The sequence below is a fragment of the Streptomyces sp. NPDC127068 genome, assembly GCF_042724695.1.
Lineage (GTDB): Bacteria > Actinomycetota > Actinomycetes > Streptomycetales > Streptomycetaceae > Streptomyces.
This window is the reverse complement of record NZ_JBHXEN010000068.1, coordinates 1-21,761: the sequence shown is the minus strand read 5'-3', so window position 1 is coordinate 21,761 and position 21,761 is coordinate 1. Positions and strand designations below refer to the sequence as shown.

Annotated in this window: 5 protein-coding genes; all 5 read right to left on the bottom strand. The window is 71.3% G+C overall.

Features of this window, described 5'->3' with window-relative positions; all coding sequences use genetic code 11:
• Window positions 1–68: 68 nt before the first annotated feature.
• On the bottom strand, window positions 69–653 hold the full coding sequence (locus tag ACFWIA_RS31160; RefSeq protein ID WP_387010606.1) for a DUF2867 domain-containing protein: 585 nt from the start codon (window positions 651–653) through the stop codon (window positions 69–71).
• Window positions 654–947: 294 nt separating this feature from the next.
• Window positions 948–2,390: a cytochrome P450 gene (locus ACFWIA_RS31155; RefSeq protein WP_387010605.1), complete on the bottom strand. Its 1,443-nt coding sequence runs from the start codon at window positions 2,388–2,390 to the stop codon at window positions 948–950.
• 63 nt (window positions 2,391–2,453) lie between these two features.
• Window positions 2,454–13,658 carry an SDR family NAD(P)-dependent oxidoreductase gene (locus tag ACFWIA_RS31150; RefSeq protein ID WP_387010604.1) on the bottom strand — a complete coding sequence of 3,735 codons (11,205 nt, stop codon included), beginning with the start codon at window positions 13,656–13,658 and terminating at the stop codon, window positions 2,454–2,456.
• 52 nt (window positions 13,659–13,710) lie between these two features.
• A complete protein-coding gene (locus tag ACFWIA_RS31145; RefSeq protein ID WP_387010603.1) occupies window positions 13,711–20,142 on the bottom strand; it encodes an SDR family NAD(P)-dependent oxidoreductase in 6,432 nt (2,143 codons plus the stop codon).
• Window positions 20,143–20,156: 14 nt separating this feature from the next.
• Window positions 20,157–21,761: SDR family NAD(P)-dependent oxidoreductase (locus ACFWIA_RS31140; protein ID WP_387010602.1), on the bottom strand; the 1,605-nt coding region annotated here is incomplete at its 5' end.

Here is a 21,761-nt window from a genome sequence, read left to right as displayed (position 1 = left end):
GCGGGGTGAGGTGCGGGGGCCGTGCGTGGCCGCGCCGTCTGGCGGCGTGGCCACCGGGGCGTACGCCCTCAACCGGCCGATCGCGCGTGCCAGGAACGACCGATCGCCTTGACCAGCGACGGCGTCACGAAGACCCGCCGGAAGGGCAGGATGAGGGGCATGTAGATCTTCCCCAGTCGGCCCTTCGTCTTGACCAGCACGGTCATCTGCGCGTGGTACCGGCCGTCTCCGTCGTCCACCCAACCGATGTGCATCGCCGCGTGCACGGTCTTGTTGACGACCTCGGTCACCCATTCGTCGGAGGTCTGGTAGACCGACTTCAGCGGCACCACCTTCATGTCCGGGCCGCGCGGAGCGTCGAGCAGGTCCGCCGGCAGACGGTCCCGCAGCGAGGGGTTGCGCGGACCGACGCCGTGTTCGTCCCCGTCCCACTTCAGGACGGCGCCGAGCCGCCACCGGATCGCGAACAGCAGCTTGTACATCGGCGACGGCTTGAAGTCGGATCCGTCGCTGTCGAACTGGTTCACCAGGTGGGCCAGCCCGTCGGGTCCGCCCGGGGTGTCCAGGTCCCAGACGTCTTCGATCGCGAAGTCCTTGACGAACTCGTGGAACCTCCAGGGCCGTTCGGTGAAAGCGGAGTTCGGGATCCTCATGCAAACCCTCCATCTCGGGTGGAACGGACGCGCACCCGCGCGGCGAGCCCGCCGGGTACGGCGTGTCGCGGGGGCGGCCCGTGTCCCACCCGGGCGCCCCCGGGTTCCGGGGGCCTCGCCCCTGACGGTCGGAGGGCCGCTCCCGCCACTCCCCGTGTGCGGGGACCGTCTGATGACGCCGCCGGGCCGAAACCGGCCGCGCACGGCGGAGCCAACCTACCGGGGGGCGCCGAGCCGCCGCGAACGCGCCTCGGCGTCCGTGCAGTTGGCGCCCCCACGGGCAGCGGTCGGGGCTCAGCCCGCGGCCGACACCGCCGTCACCTTGCGGGGGCGGAACACCATGCGGGCGCCGCCCTTCGGGATGTTGACGACGGTGCGGCTGTGCGCGAGCTGCGCGGCGGCGTCGGCACGTTCCACGTCACAGGTGGTCAGGATCTCGGTCAGGGTGGCCTTCAGCTCCACGAAGGCGATCCGGTCACCGAGGCAGCGGGTGTGGCCGCCACCGAACGGGATCCAGGTGTGCGAGGCCGGCTTGACGCCGAGGAAGCGCTCCGGCCGGAACTCATCGGGCTCCGGGTAGTTGTGCTCGTCCCGGTTGAGCAGGTAGGCGCTGGCCCACAGCCGGTCACCGGACTCGTAGCGCACGCCGCCTATCTCGATCGGCTTGACCACCTCGCGGGGGACGATCTGCTGGATCGGCGGGCCGAGCCGCAGCACCTCGTTCACCACGGCCGTCAGGTACTCGTCGCTGCTGCCCTCCTCGATCTCCGCGCGCAGCCGCTCGACGACGTGGGGGTGCCGGGTCAGGAACTCCAGCGCCCAGCAGATGGCCGATGCGGTGGTCTCCGTACCGGCGAGGAACTGGGTCATGATCTCGTCGCGCATCTCTAGGCGGCTGGGCTTGGAGCCGTCCGCGTTGGTGATGCCCAGCATGACGCCCAGCAGGTCGTCGCCGGGCGCGCCGGACCGGGCACGCTCCTCGATGGCCGTGTCGAGCGTGCGGTAGACCCGTTCGCGGCGGGTCAGGAACTCGTTGACGCCGTTGGGTCGGATCAGGCGCAGCAGCTTCACCCGCCAGGGCGGCATCCGGTGGAACATCTTCATCGACGCGGGCCGGGAGTTGAAGTCCAGCATCTTCATCACCTCCTCGAACATCTCGTCCTCGCAGGACGGGCGGTGCTCACCGAAGAGGACTTCGAGGATGACCTTGGTGGTGTAGCGGTGCGCGTGGGGGTGGACCGAGACGACCTGGTTGCGCGGCCAGGACGCGACCGTCTCCTTGGCCAGTTGGGTGACGGCCTGCTCCACGCGCTTCAGGGCGTCGCCGCGGAAGCTGGGCATGACGCTGCGTCGGCGCGTGGTGTGCGCGTCCTCGTCCAGCCAGGCGAGGCCGTTCTGCCCGGTCCACTTCTCGATCGGGCCGTTGCTGGAGCCGGTGTGCAGCACGTCCCGGGGCGCGAAGAACATCTGTTTGACGTCCTCCGGCGCGGAGATCACATGGATGCGGATGCCGGGGATGATCGTCACGCGGAACCGGCTGCCGTACTTGGCGCGGCAGCTCTTCAGGAAGGGCTCGGGGCGAGCCCAGATGCTCAGCAGCTGCCGCATCCGCGGCATCTCCACCACGGGCAGCGCCGTGGAGGGCACGACCGTCTGCGGAGCGGGCGCGGAGTGGTCGATCGGGCACTTGCCGCCGGACGCGACCGCCGCGTCGTGAGTGTTGCCGGAGTGGTCCATAGTCCTTGCTTCCTTATCTCGTTGCCGCTTGGGTCACGTGCTCTGGCCCGCCGTCGCCGCTCGTCACTCGCCGATCCAGCCCTCGATGGCCTCCGCGGTGGCGGCGGCGGCCGTCTCGACCAGGGCGAAGTGGTCGGCGGCCACCTCGACGTGCTCGTCGGCGTGCTCCCACCGGGGGCCGTGGGGCAGGCCCGCACCGCCGAGCGGTTCGGTCGCGCGGATCATCAGGGTCCGTGCGGAGACCGACTGCTGCCGGGTTCCGGTGAACAGGCGCAGATAGGCGCCCGTGGACAGCCAACTGGCGTCGTCGACGGTGACCGGGTGCCGCTCCTGGGTGAGGATCTCCGCCAGCACCGCGGCGAACGCACGGCCCGCCCCGTCCCCGCCGTCCCCAGCCGGTCCTTCGCCGCTGTCACCGCCGCCGTCGACGTCGAGTGCCAGTGTGTCGATCATGACGACCCCGGCCGGTGCGGCACCGGCGTCTTCGAGGTGTTCGGCCAGTGAACGGGCCACCGCCCCGCCCATGGAGTAGCCGACCAGGACGAACGGTGCGTCGCCGACGGCCGCGCGGACGGCATCGCCCAGGACGTCCAGGGCGACCTCCCGGGACGCCGGGACCACCTCGCTCCCGAAGCCCGGCAGGGCGCAGACGTGCACGTCACGCACCCCTTCGAAGCGTTGGGCCAGCCGCATGAACTGCTCCTGACCGGAACCGACCACGTACACGTAGGACGGCACGCAGACGATCTTCACCCGGCCGGGCCCGGAGGCCAGTCGCGCGAGCAGCGCCTCGGTGCCGGGCAGTTCGGCGGCCGAGGAGAAGGCCTCACGGGTGGCCGCCTCGTCCACCAGTTGCCGCAGTGCCTGCGGCAGGGTGCCGGTCTCGACGGCGTGCCGCAGCCGCGGGGTGATCGTCTCGTCGACCGTCGGGGACGCCCCGGTGTCGGCTCCCGAGCCGACCCGCTTGAGCAGTTGGCGGGCGATCTCCGCCGGGGTCGGGTGCTCGAAGACGAACGAGACGGGCAGGCTCATGCCGGTGGCCTGGGCGAGCCGGTTGCGGAGCCCGACCGCGCTCATCGAGTCCATGCCGAGTTCCGCCAGCTTGCGCTCGGTGTCGATCCGGTCGTCGGCCTGGTGGCCGAGCACGGCCGCCACGTGTGCGTTGACGAGCTCCAACACGACCTGCTCGCGTTCCGCGTCCAGGACGCCGGCCAGGCGCTGGGCCAGCGACCCACCGCTCGTCACCCGCTTGGCGGGCAGGCGCACCAGTGCGCGCAGCAGGGCCGGCAGGGTCCGCTCGCGGGCCTGTGCCCGCAGCACCGCCAGGTCCAGTCGCACCGGCGCCACCAGTGGGGCGTCCACCGCGAGGGCCTGATCGAACAGCGCGAGCCCGTGCTCGATCGACAGTTCGACACTGCCGGGGGCCTCAGTGATCCCCGCCCAGGCGCCCCAGGCGAGTTGGGTACCGGCGAGCCCGGCGGCGCGGCGCGCCCGCACCAGGGCCGCGCCGGCCGCGTCGGCGGTCGGGTCCGTTGCCCCGCCGCCGGCGAGGGACGCGAACGAGGAGAACGTCACGAAGGCGCGGAGCCCGGCGTGCTCGGTCAGCGTGTGCAGTCGCCAGAGCAGTTCCAGCGCGGTGACACCGGGCCCGTCCCCCGTGTGGATGACCGCGCTGAGCGGCCGGTCCAGGGATTCGAGCACCGTGGCGAGCCCGTCGGGTGCGGGGGCCTCGACGCGCGCCCGGGCACCGAGTGCGGCGAGTTCCGTCACCAACGCGTCCGCGGCTGCGCCGGGTTCGCCGAGCAGCAGCAGTTCCCGGACGCCGTGCTGGACGGCCAGGTGCTTGGCCAGCGAGGCGCCCGCGACCGTACCGCCGCTGATCAGCACGGTGCCGTCGGTGTCCGCCAGCGGCGATCGTTGTGCTGATCCGGCCGGCAGCAGGGCCAGCCGGGGCACCAGGACCCCTCCGGCGCGCACGGCGAGCTGCGGTTCGTCGGCGCCGAGCACCGCGCCCCACTCCGGCTGGGCCTCCTCGCCGGTTCCGTCGACGTCCACGACGAGGAACCGGCCCGGGTGCGCGGCCTGTGCCTCCCGCAGCACGCCCCACACCGCGGCCTGCGCCGCATCGGGCACCTCCGTGTCGGTGACGGCGACCGCGCCGCGCGTCACCACGACGAGTACGGCCCCGCCGGACGGCGCCTGCTCCAGCCAGCGCCGCACCAGGGCGGTCGCCTCGTCGACCGCGCGCCGTACCGCCGCGGGAGATTCCCCGACGGGGGTGTCGAGCCGGGTGAGCACGGCCTGCGGGGCGGGTGTGCCGTCGGCGACGGCCCGGCCGAGCTCCGCCAGGTCCGGGTACCGGTCCACCAGCACCCCCGGGGCCCCGTCCAGCGCGGCCAGCCGCACCGGAGCGGCCGCGCCCAGCGGAACCGGGGTCCAGTCCACGCGGTACAACGAGCTCTGACCGCGGCGGAGTTCTTCGAGGTGGCCCTCGTCGACCTCGTGGAAGGCGATGCGGTCCACCCCGAGGACGAGTGCACCGTCCTCACCGAAGACGTGCAACCGCAGGGCGTCGCCCTCGGGCTTCACGTGCGCACGGCCCCGGCTGGCACCGGTCGCCGCCAACCGCACCCCGGTCCAGGTGACCGGAAGCTTCGGCGTCCCCTGCTCGGTGAAGGACAACTGCCCCGTGTGCAGGGCAGATTCGAACAGGGCCGGGTGGATGCCGAAGCCCGCGGCGCCGACGTCCTCGGGCAGCGCGAGTTCGGCGTACAGCTCGGTGCCGGAGCGCCAGGCCGCGCGCACCCCCTGGAGCGCCGGACCGCAGTCCAGGCCGAGGTCGACCAGGGTGGCGTACAGCCCGTCCACCGGTACCGCTTCGGCCCCGGCGGGCGGCCATGCGCCGGTCCAAGCCGTGGCGGGCGCGGTGTCCGGTGCCAACCAGCCGGTGCAGTGGCGGGTCGACTCGGCGTGCTGGTCACCGTCCGGACGTGAGTGCACGGCGACCGATCGGCGGCCGTCCGCTCCACGGGCGCCCACGATCGTCTGGATCTGGAGCGCCGCGCCGTCGGGCAGCAGCACCGGCGCCTCGAACATCATGTCGTCGAGCAGCGGCGTCCCGACGTTGCGCCCCGCGGCCAGCGCCAGTTCGACCAGGGTCGTGTGGGGGGCGACGGGGAGACCGAACGCGGCGTGATCGCGCAGCCACGGCTGGGACTCGTGGGACAGCCGGCCGGTGAGCACCCATTCGTCCCGGTCGGCGAGTTGCATGCCGGCCGTCAACACCGGGTGGTCGACCCGGCCGAGACCGGAGTCCGCCGGGTCGCCCGCGGTCGGGCGCGTGCTCGGCCAGTGCCGCTTGCGCTGGAAGGCGTAGGTCGGCAGCGGCACCTGTCGGGCACCGGAGTCGGCGAAGTGGGCCGCCCAATCGATCTTCACCCCGGCGATGTGCGCCTCGGCGAGGGAGAGCAGGAACCGCTTCAGCCCGCCCTGCTGGCGGCGCAGCGAGCCGACCACGGCGACCCGGGCGGCACCGCTGGCGGCGACGGTCTCCTCCATCGCGACGCCCAGCACCGGGTGCGGGGACATCTCCAGGAAGCAGCCGGCGCCGTCGTCCACGAGCGCGCGGACGGCCGGTTCGAAGCCGACCGGGTTGCGGAGGTTGGCGTACCAGTAGTCGGCGTCCATGCTCACGGTGTCGACGAAGCCGCCGAGTGCCGTCGAGTACAGGGGAACGTGCCCGCTCCGCGGCTCGACCGGGGCGAACGCTTCCAGCATCTCGGCGCGCGCCACCTCCACGTGCGGTGAGTGCGAGGCGAAGGTGCTGGGGACCCGCTTGGCCCGGGCGCCCTCGCGTTCACAGTGCTGGACCAGGGCGTCGACCGCTTCCACGTCACCCGCGACGATCACTGCCGAGGGGCCGTTCACCGCCGCCACCGACACGCCGTCCCCGTAGGGGGCGATCAGTTGCTCGACCCGCTCCAGCGGCAGGGCGAGCGAGGCCAGGGACCCGGTGCCCATGAGCCGGTCGCGGGCGATCCGGCTGCGCACCGCGATGATCCGCGCGGCATCCCGCAACGACAACCCACCCGCCACGTACGCCGCAGCGATCTCCCCCTGCGAGTGTCCGACCACCGCGGACGGCTCGACTCCGTACGAACGCCACACCGCCGCCAGGCCGACCATCACCGCGAACAACGCGGGCTGCACCACATCCACCCGCTCCAACGACGGAGCACCCTCAACACCCCGCAACACATCCTCAAGCCGCCACTCCACGAACTCCGACAACGCCTCCCCACACGCCGCTACTTCAGCAGCAAACACCGCAGACCCATCCAACAACCCCACCGCCATACCCACCCACTGCGCACCCTGACCCGGGAACACGAACACCGGCTTTGCGGTGCCCACGGGGCGGCCGGCAGCGGTCTGCTCGGTCACGTCACCGACGGCGAATCCGGCGAGTTCGGCGACCAGTTCGTCGCGGTCGCCGGCGACGAGCACCGCCTGGTGGTCCAGCGAGGCCCGTGTGGTCAGCTGCGAGTGCCCGAGGTCGAGCACCGACAGGTCCGGGTCCGCCAGCAGGTGCCGCCGCAGACGTTCGGCCTGGGCGCGCAGGGCGTCCTCGCCGCGCGCGGAGAGCAGCACCGGCGTCACGGGCGCCGGCGTCACGGGCGCCGGCGTCACGTCCTCGACGGGCGCGGCAGGCACCTCGGCGGGCGCCTCCTCCACGATGATGTGGGCGTTGGTGCCGCTCACCCCGAACGACGACACACCCGCACGACGCGGACGGCCGGGGCTGGTCCACTCCCGGGCCTCCGTCAGCAGTGCGACCTCGCCGGACTGCCAGTCGATGTGCGGGGAGGGCTCGTCGACGTGCAGGGTCTTCGGGAGGACCCCGTTCCGCATCGCCATCACCATCTTGATCACGCCGGCGACACCGGCGGCCCCGGAGGTGTGGCCGATGTTCGACTTGATCGACCCCAACCACAGCGGGTCGCCGCCGGCCCGCTCACGGCCGTACGTCGCCAGCAGGGCGTGCGCCTCGATCGGGTCACCGAGGACGGTGCCGGTGCCGTGGCCCTCGACCACGTCCACATCGGACGGGGACAGTCCGGCGTTGGCCAGCGCCTGTTGGATGACCCGCTCCTGGGCCGGACCGTTCGGTGCGGTCAGGCCGTTGCTCGCACCGTCCTGGTTGATCGCCGTGCTCCGGATCAGCCCCAGGATGCGACGCCCGTTGCGCTGCGCGTCGGACAACCGCTCCAGCGCCACCAGACCCAGACCGTCCGAGAACCCCGTTCCGTCGGCGGACGCCGCGTACGCGCGGCACCGCCCGTCCGGAGAGTTCGCTCCCTGCCGGCTGAACTCGGTCATCGTGATCGGTGTCGTCATGAACGTCACCCCGCCCGCCAACGCGAGTGAGCACTCACCGTTGCGGAGCGCCTGCGCCGCCTGGTGCAACGCCACCCCGGAGGAGGAGCAGGCCGTCTCCATCGACACCGCGGGACCCTCCAGCCCCAGGGTGTAGGCGATGCGGCCGGAGGCGACGCTCGTCATGGTGCCGAGGACGCGGTAGCCCTCGTACTCGCTGGGCACGAGGATGCCGTAGTCGGAGCCGGTGATGCCGAGGAAGACGCCGGTATCGGTGCCGCGCAGGGACGTCGGATCGATCGAGGCGTGTTCCAGGGTCTCCCAGGAGGTCTCCAGCAACAGTCGCTGCTGGGGGTCCATCGCCACGGCCTCGCGGGGGCTGATCCCGAAGAACTCGGCGTCGAAGTCGCCCATGCCCGCGAGGAAGCCCCCGCCGCGGGCGTACGTGGTGCCGATCTGCTCGCGGTCCGGGCTGTACAGCCGTTCCACGTCCCAGCCCCGGTCGGTGGGCATCGGGCCGATCACGTCCCGGCCCTCGACCACGAGGTCCCACAGGTCCTCCGCGGAGGTGACGCCCCCGGGGTAGCGGCAACCGATACCGATGATCGCCAATGGTTCGTCCACCGCGCCGACCCGCTTCTGCGCGGGCGGCGGTGCGGCGCTCGTCGTTCCGTCGACCTGCGAGAGCAGCAACCGGGTCACGGCCACCGGTGTCGGATGGTCGAACACCACGGTGGCGGGCAACGGCACTCCGGTGCTCTGGGAGAGCCGGTTGCGCAGTTCGACCGCGCTGACGGAGTCGAAGCCGATCTCCTTGAAGGCGCGTTCGCCGTCCACCTCGTCGGCGGAGGTGTGGCCGAGCACCGAGGCGACCTGCGCCCGCACCAGTTCGAGCACCACCCGTTCCCGATCGGCCTCCGGCACCTCCGCCAGGCGGCGCGCCAGGGTGCCGCCGGAGGCCGCGCGCCGGACGGGCACCCGCACGAGTCCGCGCAGCACCGCGGGCAGCAGCCCGGCCCGGGCCTGTTCCCGCAGGACGGCCGGGTCCAGCTCCACCGGAGCCAGCAGCGCCTCGTCCGTGGCGACACCGCGGTCGAACAGTTCGAGTCCGAGTTCGGTGGGCAGCGGAAGGATTCCGGCCTGGGCGACGAGAGCGGCGTCGGCCGTGCCGAGTTCGGGGGTGCCGGGCCCGTCGGCCCAGAAGCCCCAGGCGAGCGTGGTGCCGGGCAGACCCGCCGATCGACGGACGCCCGCCAGCGCGGCCAACGCGGCGTCCGCCGCGGAGGCAGCGGCCTGACCGGGGATGCCGACCAGACCCGCGAAGGAGGAGAAGAGGACGAACGCGGAGAGGTCCGCGTCCGCCGTCAGCTCGTGCAGGTGCCAGGCCGTGTCGACCGTGGCGCGCAGCACCGTCCCCCACCGCTCGTCGGACAGGCTGTCGATCAGCCCCGCGTCGGGCACCCCCGCGGCATGCACGACCGCGGTCAGGGGGAGTTCCAAGGACGCGACCAGAGCGGCGAGCTGCTTGCGGTCGGTGACGTCACAGGGCACGACCCGCACCTGCGCGTCCAGGGACTCCAGATCGGCGGAGACCGTGTCCACCTGCTCCGGGGCAGTGGCCAGCACCAGGTGACGGGCGCCGTGGTGGGTGACCAGACGTTCGGCGAACAGGGCGCCCAGACCGCCGGTGACCAGCACGGTCCCGTCGGGGTCCACGGGCTCCGGTCGGCCCGCCGGTCCGCCGGGAACCCTGGCCAATCGCGGAGCCAGTACCTTGCCGTCGCGCACGACGAGCTGGGGCTCGTCGAGCGCGAGCAGCGCGCCCCACTCCCTGGCCCCGTCGGCCACCCCGTTCGCGTCCACGACGAGGAAGCGGCCGGGGTGCTCGGACTGCGCGGCGCGCACCACGCCCCACACCGCGGCCTGCGCGGCACAGGGCGCCTCGTCCCCGATCGTCACCGCGCCTTCGGTGAGGACGACGAGTACGGCCTCGTCCAGGCCGTCGGCGGCGAGCCACTGCCGCAGCAGCGCCACGGTCCGTTCGGCGGCGTCGCGCACCGCCTCGGGCGTCTGCTCCTCGGAGGTGTCGATCGCGGCGAGAACCGTCTGCGGGACGGGCGCTCCCTCGGCGACGGCGGTGAGCAGCGAGGCCAGTTCGGGGTGCACGTCGGCCACTCCCGCGATCCCGCCCAGCGCGGCCGTCCGCACCGGTGCGGCCGTACCGACCGACACGGGGGCCCAGTCCAAACGGAACAACGGGTGCTGTCCGCGCCGCAGTTGCCCGAGCCTGGCCGGGTCGGCAGCCCGTACGACGATCCGGTCGACGTGAGCGACGGGCGCGTCCTCGGCGTCGAAGACGTCGAGGCGCAGTGCGTCGTCACCGACCGCGACGATCCGCACCCGCGCCTGGGACACCTTCTCGCCCGCGACCCGCACGCCCGACCAGGACACCGCGGACGGGGCGCCGTCCGCCGCGGACCGGGGGGCCGTGTGGAGCGAGGACTCCAGCAGGGCGGGGTGGAGCGCGAACCCGCCGGCATCGGTTCCGTCGGGCAGCGCGAGGTCGGCGTACACCTCGCCTTCCCGAGTCCACGCCGACTGCACGCACTGGAGCAACTGACCGCAGTCGAGCCCCTGTTCGGCCAGCGTGGTGTACAGCCCCTCCACTGACAGCGGCTCGGCCCCGGCGGGCGGCCACTGGCCGGTTCGGTTCGACAGCGGCGCCGCCTCGGGGGCGATCCGGCCCCGGGCGTGGCGGACGGTCCCGGTGGGCTGTTCCTCGCCCGTGTCCGGGCGTGAGTAGACCGCCACCTCACGGCGGCCGGCGGCGTCGGCCGCCCCGACCGTGACCTGCACCCGTACGGCGTCGTCCGTGAGGACCACCGGCGCGTCGAGGTCCAACTCCTCCAGCAGTTCGCAGTCGACGTGCCGGGCCGCGGACAGGACCAACTCCACCAGCGCGGCACCCGGGAGGGTGACCGTGCCGAACAGGGCGTGGTCACGGGTCCACGGCTGTCCCTGGTGGGAAACGCGGCCGGTGAAGACCCACTCGTCGCGGTCACCGACCTGCACGGCCGCCGCCAGCACGGGGTGCTCGACGCGGCCGAGGCCGACCGCGGAGGCATCGGCGAATCCGGTGGAGTCCAGCCAGTAGCGCTTGTGTTGGAAGGCGTAGGTCGGCAGGGCGACCCGCCGGGCGCCGGAGTCGGCGAAGTGGGCGGCCCAGTCGACCTTCACCCCGGCGGCATGTGCCTGGCCGAGCGAGAGGAGGAATCGTTCCAGGCCGCCCTCGTCGCGGCGCAGGGAGCCCACCACCGCGGCCCGGTTGACCTGGCCGTGGTCGGCAACGGTCTGCTCCACCGCCATGGTGAGCACGGGGTGGGGGGACATCTCCAGGAAGCAACCCGTGCCCTTGTCGACGAGCGCACGGACCGCCGGCTCGAAACCGACCGGGTTCCGCAGATTCCGGTACCAATACCCGGCATCCATCGTCGTGGTGTCCAGAAACCCACCCGACACCGTCGAATAGAACGGAACCCGCCCCTTCAACGGCACCACCGACGCAAGCGCCTCCCGCAACTCCCCCTCAACCACCTCCACCTGCACCGAATGCGACGCGTAATCCACCTTCACCCGCCGAGCCCGGACATCTTCCCGCTCACACGTGGCCAGCAGCTCGTCCAGGGCCTCCGGCTCCCCCGCCACCACGACCGACGAAGGGCCGTTCACCGTCGCCACCGACACCCGACCGGCATACGGAGCGATCAGTTCCTCAGCCCGCTCCGCCCCCACCGCAACGGACATCATCCCGCCGAGACCAGCCAACCGGTCACGCACCAACAGGCTCCGCACCGCCACGATCCGCGCGGCATCCCGCAACGACAACCCACCCGCCACGTACGCCGCAGCGATCTCCCCCTGCGAGTGTCCGACCACCGCGGACGGCTCCACACCATACGAACGCCACACCGCCGCCAAACCCACCATCACCGCGAACAACGCGGGCTGCACCACATCCACCCGCTCCAACGACGGAGCACCCTCAACACCCCGCAACACATCCTCAAGCCGCCACTCCACAAACTCCGACAACGCCTCCCCACACGCCGCCACCTCAGCAGCAAACACCGCAGACCCATCCAACAACCCCACCGCCATACCCACCCACTGCGCACCCTGACCCGGGAACACGAACACCGGCTTTGCCCCGGGTGCGGCGCGGCCCTCGACGACGAGGGGCGACGGCTCTCCGACGGACAAGGCAGTCAGGGCGGAGAGCAGTTGGGCACGATCAGCGGCGGCCACGACACCACGGTGCTCCAGGTGGGCCCGGGTGGTCGCCGCCGAAAGACCGAGGTCCGCCAAGGACAGTTCGGGCCGGGCCAGTGCGTGCGCGCGGATGCGCTCGGCTTGGGCGCGCATCGCGGTCGCGGTCCGGCCGGACACCGTCACGGGAACGACCCGCACCGGGCGCGGCTCCGCAGGGTGGCCGGCGACGGGCTCCTCGGCGGGGGCCTCTTCCAGAATGATGTGCGCGTTGGTGCCGCTCACCCCGAACGACGACACCGCGGCGCGACGGGGCCTGTCCCCCACCGGCCAGGGCCGCGACTCGGTCAGCAACTCGACGCCGCCTGACTCCCAGTCGATGTGCGGGGACGGCTCGTCGACGTGCAGGGTCTGCGGCAGCACCTCGTGCCGCATCGCCATCACCATCTTGATCACCCCGGCCACGCCCGCGGCCAGCGAGGTGTGGCCGATGTTCGACTTGATCGACCCCAGCCACACCGGGTCACCGGCACGCTCGCGGCCGTACGTCGCCAGCAGGGCCTGGGCTTCGATCGGGTCGCCGAGGACGGTGCCGGTGCCGTGGCCCTCGACCGCGTCCACGTCGGACGGGGACAGGCCCGCGCTGTTCAAGGCCTGGCGGATGACCCGCTCCTGCGAGGGACCGTTCGGCGCGGTGAGGCCGTTGCTGGCGCCGTCCTGGTTGATCGCCGTGCCGCGGATCAGACCGAGGATGCGACGGCCGTTGCGCTTCGCGTCCGAAAGCCGCTCCAGCACCACCAGACCCAGACCGTCCGAGAACCCCGTTCCGTCGGCGGACGCCGCGTACGCACGGCACCGCCCGTCCGGCGACACCGCCTGCTGACGGCTGAACTCGGACAGCAGGAACGGGCCGGACATGACGGTCACACCGCCGACGAGGGCCATGGAGCACTCCCCGGCGCGCAGGGCCTGGGCGGCCATGTGCAGGGCGACCGCGGAGGAGGAACAGGCGGTGTCGACGGATACCGCGGGCCCCTCCAGACCGAACACGTAGGAGATCCGGCCGGAGGACACGCTGGCCGCGCCACCGGTCAGTTGGAAGCCCTCGATGTGCGGCAGGCTGCCCGCGGGCACCGAGCAGTAGTCGCTGGTGCCCACGCCGCAGAAGACACCCGTGTCACTGCCGCGCAGCGAGGTCGGATCGATTCCCGCGTGCTCGAACGCCTCCCACGAGGCTTCCAGCAGCAGACGCTGCTGCGGGTCCATGGCCAGGGCCTCACGCGGACTGATCCCGAAGAACTCGGCATCGAACTCGGCTATTCGGTCGAGGAAACCGCCTCCGCTGGTGGACAGGGCGCCGGGCCGGCTCAGGCTCGGGTCGTAGAGCCGCTCCAGGTCCCAGTCACGGTCGGCGGGGAGCCCGGTGATCGCGTCACGCCCCGACGCCACCAGCTCCCACAACTCGTCGGGGGAGGTGACGCCCCCGGGGTAGCGGCAGCTCATGCCGACGATGGCCAGCGGCTCACCGGCCTGGGCAAGGAGCCGCTTGTTCAGCTGACGGAGCCGGTCGGTCTCCTTGAGGGACTTCCGGAGCGCCTCGACGAGCTGGTTCTGGTCGGTGGCCATGTCTATTCCTTCTTCTCCAAGCTCGTTGCGGCGACGACTTCCTCAGCCGAGGTCATGCGAGGTCCTCTTGGGCCATCCGGATCAGGGCTTCCGCGTCCATGTCGTCGAACGAAGCGGTGTCCCCGTCCTCGTCGGGCGCCTCCGCCAGATCGCTGTCGGCCAGTTCGCGCAGGGTGCCGAGGAGGCCGGCCTTGCGCAGCCGGTCGATGGGGATCGACGCGAGGAGGGCACGGATCTCGTCCTCCTCCGACCGGGGCTTGCCTGCGGCATCGGGAGCGATCTCCACGAGCAGGTGCCGGGCCACGGCCGCCGGGGACGGATGGTCGAACACGACGGTGGCGGGCAGACGCACGCCGGTGGCCCGGGTGAGCCGGTTCCGCAGTTCGACCGCGCTCAGCGAGTCGAAACCGAGGTCCTTGAACGCCCGCTCGGGGTCCACGGACACCGCCGAGGAGTGTCCGAGGACGGACGCCACCTGGGACTGGACCAGTTCGAGCACGATCCGTTCCCGGTCCGCTTCCGACTCACCGGCCAGCCGCTGGAGCAGGACCGCCGCGTTCGCCTCGCCCGCGCGGGCGGGCATCTTGACCAGTCCGCGCAGCAACGGCGGAAGCATCCCCGCCCTGGCCTGCGCACGCAGTGCCGCCGTCTCCAGCAGGACCGGAGCCACCACGGCCGCGTCCAGGTCCAGCGACCGGTCGAACAGGGCGGGCCCGGTCTCGGGGGTGAGCGCGGTCATGCCCATGCGCTCCAGACGGGCGAGGTCCGCCTCGTCCAGTTGCGCCGCCATGCCCGCGGTGTCCGACCACAGGCCCCACGCGAGGGACGTGGCCGGCAGTCCCGCGGCACGGCGGGTCGCAGCGAGCGCGTCGAGTGCGGCGTTCGCCGCAGCGTAGTTGCCCTGGCCCGGACTCCCCATCAACGCCGCCACCGACGAGAACACCACGAACGCGGACAGGTCCGCGTCAGCCGTCAGCTCGTGGAGGTGCCAAGCCGCGTCGACCTTGGGACGCATCACACGGTCGATCTGCTCGGTAGTCAACGACTCCACCACACCGTCGTCCAACACACCCGCCGTGTGCACGACACCGGTCAACGGACGCTCCACCGCGGCCAACACCGCAGCCAACTGCTCACGGTCGGACACATCACAAGCCACGACCCGAGCCCCACAACCCAACGCGTCCAACTCCGCAACTAGCTCCGCGGCACCCTCAGCCGCAGGACCACGACGACTCAGCAGCAGAAGGTCACGCACACCATGCGAGGCCGCGAGGTGACGAGCGAACACCGCACCCAAACCACCCGTACCACCAGTGACCACCACCGTCCCCTCCGGGCCGAGCGGCGCCGGAACGGTCAGCACCACCTTGCCGACGTTGAGGCCCTCCCTCAGGTAGCGCAACGCCTCGCGACCCTGGCGAACGTCCCAGGTCCGGATCGGTGCGAACCTGAGTACGCCCTTCTGGAACAGGGCCACGACCTCGGACAACAGCTCGCCCAGCCGCTGGGGACCCGCCTCCCACAGATCGAACGCGCGGTACGCCACGCCCGCGGGCCGTGCCGCGATCGCCTCGGCGTCCCGGACGTCAGCCTTGCCCATCTCCACGAACCGGCCACCACGCGGCAGCAGGTCCAACGAGGCGTCAACGAACTCGCCCGCGAGGGAGTTCAACACCACGTCCACCCCGGCGCCCTCCGTGACCTCCAGGAAGGCGTCCCGGAACCCCGGTTCCCGCGAGGAGGCGATGTGGTCGGCGGGAACGCCCGAGGCCCGCACCACGTCCCACTTCGACGGGCTGGCCGTGGCGAACACCTCCGCGCCGAGGTGCTGCGCGATCTGCACCGCAGCCGTCCCCACACCACCGGCAGCGGCCTGCACCAGGACCCGTTCCCCCGCGCTCAGCCCGGCCAGGTCCACCAGACCGTAGTAGGCAGTCGCGTACGCCACCGGGACCGAGGCCGCCTGGGCGTACGACCAGCCGTCCGGCATCCGGGCGACCAGGGTCCGGTGCGCCACGGCCACCGGGCCGAAGGACTCCATCACGATTCCGAAGACCCGGTCGCCCGGCGTGACATCCGTGACGGCCGAGCCGACCTCCAGCACGACACCGGCCGCCTCCGCGCCCAGGGGCACGTCATCGGGGTAGAGACCGAGCGCGATCAGAACGTCGCGGAAGTTCACCCCCGCGGCACGGACCGTGATGCGGACCTCGTCGGCAGCGAGCGGCCGGCGGGCGCCGGAGGGCACGATCTCGACGTCCTCAAGCGAACCCTTGCGCGTGGCCGACAGGTGCCATGCGTCGTCGGCGGGTGCGGTGACCGCCCTCAGTCGCGGCGCGAACACCTGCTCCCCGCGCACGGCGATCTGCGGTTCGTCGCCGTCGAGCAGCGCGCCCCAGTCCGGCTCTTCGCCGTCCAGGTCGACCAGGAGGAACCGGCCCGGGTGCTCGGACTGCGCGCTGCGCAGCAGACCCCAGACCGCGGCCTGGGCAACGTCAGGGACCTCGTCCCCCACGGCCACCGCTCCCCGGGTCACCACGACCAGTCGGGCATCGCCGCCCAGCCGCTCACTGGTCAGCCAGCGTTGCACCAGGTCCAGGGCCCCGGCGGTAGCCGCCCTGGCAGCCCCGGCCGGGTCGCCGTCCGGCACATCGACACCGGCCAGGACCAGATGCGGCACCGAGCCACCCTCTGCGAGGCTACGCTCCCAGGCGTCCAGGTCCGGGAACCGGTCGCCCATGACGCCGGCTCCCCCCAGCACCGCAGCCCGGACGGGCTCGCCCACGCCCACGGTGATCGGGGCCCAATCGAGCTCGTACACCGACTGTCGTCCACGGCGTCGCAACCGCTCCAACTGGGCCGGATCGACCGAACGCAGGTCCAGCCGCTCCAGGCTCAACACCGGTTCGCCGTGTTCGCTGACGACGTCGAGACGGAAGGCCGTGTCGTCGACCTGGCGCATACGGATGCGTACCCGGGACAGCCCCTGCCGCCCGATGCGCACCCCGGACCACGAGAAGGGGAGGACAGCCGTGTCCCTCGGTCCGCCCCGCGGCAAGCCCGAATGCAGGGAGGCGTCGAAGAGCGCCGGGTGCACCCCGAAGCCGTCTCCGCTGCTGTCGTCAGGGAGGGCAACCTCGGCGTACGAGTCGCCGTCGACCTTCCACGCCGTACGCACGCCCTGGAAGGCGGGGCCGTAGTCGAAGCCCAGCTCGGCCATGCCCGCGTACAGCTCGTCCGCCGTCATGACCTCGCCCCCGGCGGGGGGCCATACGTCCGGGTTCCAGGACGCCACGGACGTCGTGTCTTCCGCGGCCAGCCATCCACGGGCGTGGCAGGTCATCTCCTTGCCCTGATCACCGTCCCCGCTGACCCCGGTGTCATCTCCGCTGCCGGGTTCGGGGCGGGCGAAGACCGCAACCTCGCGTCGGCCGTCCTCGACGGCACCCACCGTCACCCGCAGCTGAACCGCCTCGCCCTCCTCCAACAGGAGAGGCGCTTCCATCACGAGTTCGTCCAGCACCGGGGCACCAACGCGACGGCCGGCGACCGTCACCAGTTCCACCCACGCAGTGCCGGGCACGATGACCAGGCCCAACACCACGTGGTCGCGCACCCACGGCTGCGACTCAGCGGAGAACCGCCCGGTGAACACCCACTCGTCGCGGTCACCCACCTGCACCGCCGCCGCCAACACCGGGTGCTCCACCCGATCCAGCCCGGCCGCCGACACATCACCCGCACCCACCGACGGCATCAACCAGTAGTTCTCGCGCTGGAAGGCGTAGGTGGGGAGGTCGATGCGTTGGGCGTCGGTGTCGGCGTAGAAGGTGTCCCAGTCCACCGTGATGCCGGCCGCGTAGGCGTGGCCGAGGAACCCGGCGAACGCTTCCGGCTCGTTCTGCTTCCTCCGCAGGGCCGGGAGGAACACCGCGTCGATGTCCTCGGTCTCGGTGTCGAGGCATTGGCGCGCCATCGCGGTCAGGACCGCGTCGGGCCCGAGTTCCAGGAAGCGGCGCACGTCCAGGTCCCACAGGGTGCGGATGCCGTCAGCGAAACGCACTGCCTCGCGTACGTGGCGGACCCAGTAGTCGGCGTCGAACGCCTCCACCACTGCGCCCGTGACATTCGAGACGACCGGGGTCTGCGGCGCCGCATACTCCAAGCGCTCCGCGACCGTCCGGAACTCGTCGAGCATCGGTTCCATCCGCGGGGAATGGAACGCATGGGACACCCGCAGTCGGGTCGTCTTGCGGTCTTCCCAGTGCGTGAGCCATTCCTCGGCTGCGTCCTCGTCACCGGAGACGACCACGGAAGTCGGGCCGTTCACCGCCGCGACTTCGAGGCGGCCCTCGAACCCGGCCAACGATCCGATCACTTCAGGCTCGCTGGCCTGGACCGCGACCATCACCCCGCCCGCAGGCAATGCACCCATCAGACGGCCGCGCGCCACCACCAGCTCTGAGGCGTCACGCAACGAGAGCACCCCCGCCACATGCGCAGCAGCGATCTCCCCGACAGAGTGGCCGATCAAGAAGTCCGCGCGCAGTCCAAGCGACTCCACCAGGCGGTACAGCGCGACCTCGACCGCGAACAACACCACCTGCGTGAACTCCGTCGCTTCCAACACCCCGCCGTCGGAGGCAAGGAGTTCCCGGACCGAACGCCCCAACCGCGGGTCGAGTTCCGCACAGACTTCCCGCAACGCCTTGTCGAAGGCAGGGAACTCCCCCGCCAAACCCAGCCCCATACCCACACGCTGCGAACCCTGCCCCGTAAACAGGAACGCCGACTTCCCCGCCACGAAGCTTTCGGCTTCGCCCGTGGAGATGCTGGCCAAGCCCGCTATCAACTCATCACGACCACCAGCCACCACCACCGCACGCCGCTCCAACAACGCACGCGTACCCACCAACGAAAACGCCGCATCCAGAACAGATACCTCAGGCCGCTCGGTCACGAACGAACGCAACCGGTCCGCTTGGGCACGCAACGCCGCATCGGAACGGCCCGACACCACCACCGGAACCGCCGCCAAGCGCACGCCGCCCGAGGAAGTTCCCTCCGCCACAGCAGCATCCTCAACCGGCGCTTCCTCCACGATGATGTGGGCGTTGGTTCCGCTCACGCCGAACGACGACACACCCGCACGACGCGGACGATCCCCCACCGGCCACGCCCGCGCCTCCGTCAACAACTGGACTTCGCCCGACGCCCAATCGACGTGCGGCGACGGCTCATCCACGTGCAACGTCGACGGCAACACACCATGCCGCATGGCCATCACCATCTTGATCACACCCGCCACACCAGCCGCAGCCGACGTATGACCAATGTTCGACTTGATCGACCCCAACCACAACGGATCACCAGCACGCTCAGCGCCATACGTCGCCAACAACGCCTGCGCCTCGATCGGGTCACCCAACTTCGTCCCCGTACCGTGGCCCTCAACCGCGTCCACCTCGGAGAGGCGCAGCCCTCCGGCGTTCTCCAGGGCACGCCGGATCACCCGCTCCTGCGAGGGACCGTTCGGCGCCGTCAGGCCATTGCTCGCGCCATCCTGGTTGATCGCCGTGCCGCGGATCAGACCGAGGATGCGACGCCCGTTGCGCTTCGCGTCCGAAAGCCGCTCCAGCACCACCAGACCCAGACCGTCCGAGAACCCCGTTCCGTCGGCGGAGGCCGCATACGCACGGCACCGCCCGTCCGTCGAAAGACCCCGCTGCCGGCTGAACTCGCGCAACATGAACGGGCCGGGCATGAGGGCGACGCCACCAGCGAGGGCAAGTGAGCACTCACCGGACCGAAGCGCCTGAGCAGCCAAGTGCAGGGCCACAGCCGAGGAGGAACATGCAGTGTCCACCGAGGCCGCCGGGCCTTCCAGCCCGAACAGGTACGAGATGCGGCCGGACGAAACGCTCGCCGAGCCGCCCGTGAGCTGGAACCCCTCTACCTGAGGCAAGCTGCCTTCAGGGGCCACGCTGTAGTCCGTGACACCGAGACCGCAGTAGACGCCGGTGTCGCTGCCGCGTAGCGAGGTCGGGTCGATACTCGCGTGCTCGAACGCCTCCCACGAGGCTTCCAGCAGCAGACGCTGCTGCGGGTCCATGGCCAGGGCCTCACGCGGACTGATCCCGAAGAACTCCGCGTCGAACTCCCCGATGCCTGCCAGGAATCCGCCGCCCCGGGCGTACACCTTGCCGGTCTGGTCGGGGTCGGGGTCGTAGAGCCGCTCCAGGTCCCAGCCACGGTCGGTGGGAAGTCCGCTGATGGCGTCCCGCCCCGATGCCACCAGCTCCCACAGGTCCTCGGGCGACGTCACCCCGCCCGGGTATCGGCAGCTCATACCGATGATCGCCAAAGGCTCGGTCGCGCGGGCCTCGACCTCTTCGAGCTGCGCTCTCGTCTCGTTGAGTTCGACCGCGACCTTCTTCAGGTAGCGGACGAGCTTCTCCTGCTGATCGATGTTCTCCGTCATCCCTGTGCCCCTACTCACGCTTCGCCCAAATCCACATCGATCATCTGGAAGATCTCTTCTGCGGTTGTGGCCGCTTCGATCCGCTCCCTGGCGCTCTGCTTCTTGTCGTTCTGAGCAGCGTCGCCCGCCCCGGCGCTGATGCTCGACAGCAAGGTGCGCAGCCGCTTGGCCACCCGCTGTTGCTCGTCCGCGGAACTCGCCACGAGCATGTCCTCCAGCTTCCTCACCTCTTGGTCGATGAGGGGCTCGGCCGGCTCGCCCCCTCCGATCTCCGACAGCAACAGATCGGCGACCGCCGCCGGTGTCGGGTGGTCGAAGACGAGGGTGGCGGGCAGGCGCACGCCGGTGGCCTGGGTGAGCCGGTTCCGCAGTTCGACCGCGCTCAGCGAGTCGAAACCGAGATCCTTGAACGCCCGCTCCGGTTCGATGGACGAAGCCGAGGAGTGAGCGAGTACCGCGGCCACCTGGGTCTGTACGAGTTCGAGCACGATCTGCTCGCGTTCTGCCTCCGGCACACCGGCAAGCCTCTGGACCAGACCGCCAGCACTGGTGTCCACCACCTGGGCAGGGATCTTGACCAGCCCGCGCAACAGCGGCGGAAGCATCCCGGCCTTGGCCTGTGCTCTCAGGGCCGCCGTCTCCAGCAGGACCGGAGCCACCACGGCGGCATCCGCTTCGAGGGCTTCGTCGAACAGGGCCGGACCGGTTTCGGCGGTGAGCGCACTCATGCCCATCCGTTCCAGACGGGCGAGCTCCGCCTCGCCCAACCTCGCGCCCATTCCCGCGGTGTCCGACCACAAACCCCACGCGAGGGACGTGGCCGGCAGTCCCGCGGCACGGCGGGTCGCAGCGAGCGCGTCCAACGCCGCGTTCGCCGCAGCGTAGTTGCCCTGGCCCGGACTCCCCATCAACGCCGCCACCGACGAGAACACCACGAACGCGGACAGGTCCGCGTCAGCCGTCAGCTCGTGGAGGTGCCAAGCCGCATCGACCTTGGGACGCATCACACGGTCGATCTGCTCGGCAGTCAACGACTCCACCACACCGTCGTCCAACACACCCGCCGTATGCACGACCCCCGTCAACGGACGCTCCACCGCGGCCAACACCGCAGCCAACTGCTCACGGTCGGACACATCACAAGCCACGACCCGAGCCCCACAACCCAACGCGTCCAACTCCGCAACCAGCTCCGCGGCACCCTCAGCCGCGGGACCACGACGGCTCAACAGCAGAAGGTCACGCACACCATGCGAGGCCGCGAGGTGACGGGCGAAGATCGCACCCAAACCACCCGTACCACCAGTGACCACCACCGTCCCCTCCGGATCGAAGGGCCCAACGACCGCGTCGGAAGCCCCCGCAACCGAACGGGCCAGCCGAGGAGCCAACCACTGCCCATCACGCAGCGCGAGCTGCGGCTCATCCACCGCAAGCAACTCACCCCAATCCGGCTCCTGGTCACCCTCCACATCCACCAGAACGAACCGATCCGGATGCTCCGACTGCGCACTGCGCACCAGGCCCCACACCGCAGCCTGCGCCACATCCGCAACCTCACCACCAACCGACACCGCACCCCGAGTCACCACCACCAACCGCGAACCAGCCAGCGCTTC

Coding starts and splice junctions, on each gene's coding strand:
- ACFWIA_RS31160 (WP_387010606.1), bottom strand. CDS start 653: ATGAGGATCCCGAACTCCGCTTTCACCGAACGGCCCTGGAGGTTCCAC.
- ACFWIA_RS31155 (WP_387010605.1), bottom strand. CDS start 2,390: ATGGACCACTCCGGCAACACTCACGACGCGGCGGTCGCGTCCGGCGGC.
- ACFWIA_RS31150 (WP_387010604.1), bottom strand. CDS start 13,658: ATGGCCACCGACCAGAACCAGCTCGTCGAGGCGCTCCGGAAGTCCCTC.
- ACFWIA_RS31145 (WP_387010603.1), bottom strand. CDS start 20,142: ATGACGGAGAACATCGATCAGCAGGAGAAGCTCGTCCGCTACCTGAAG.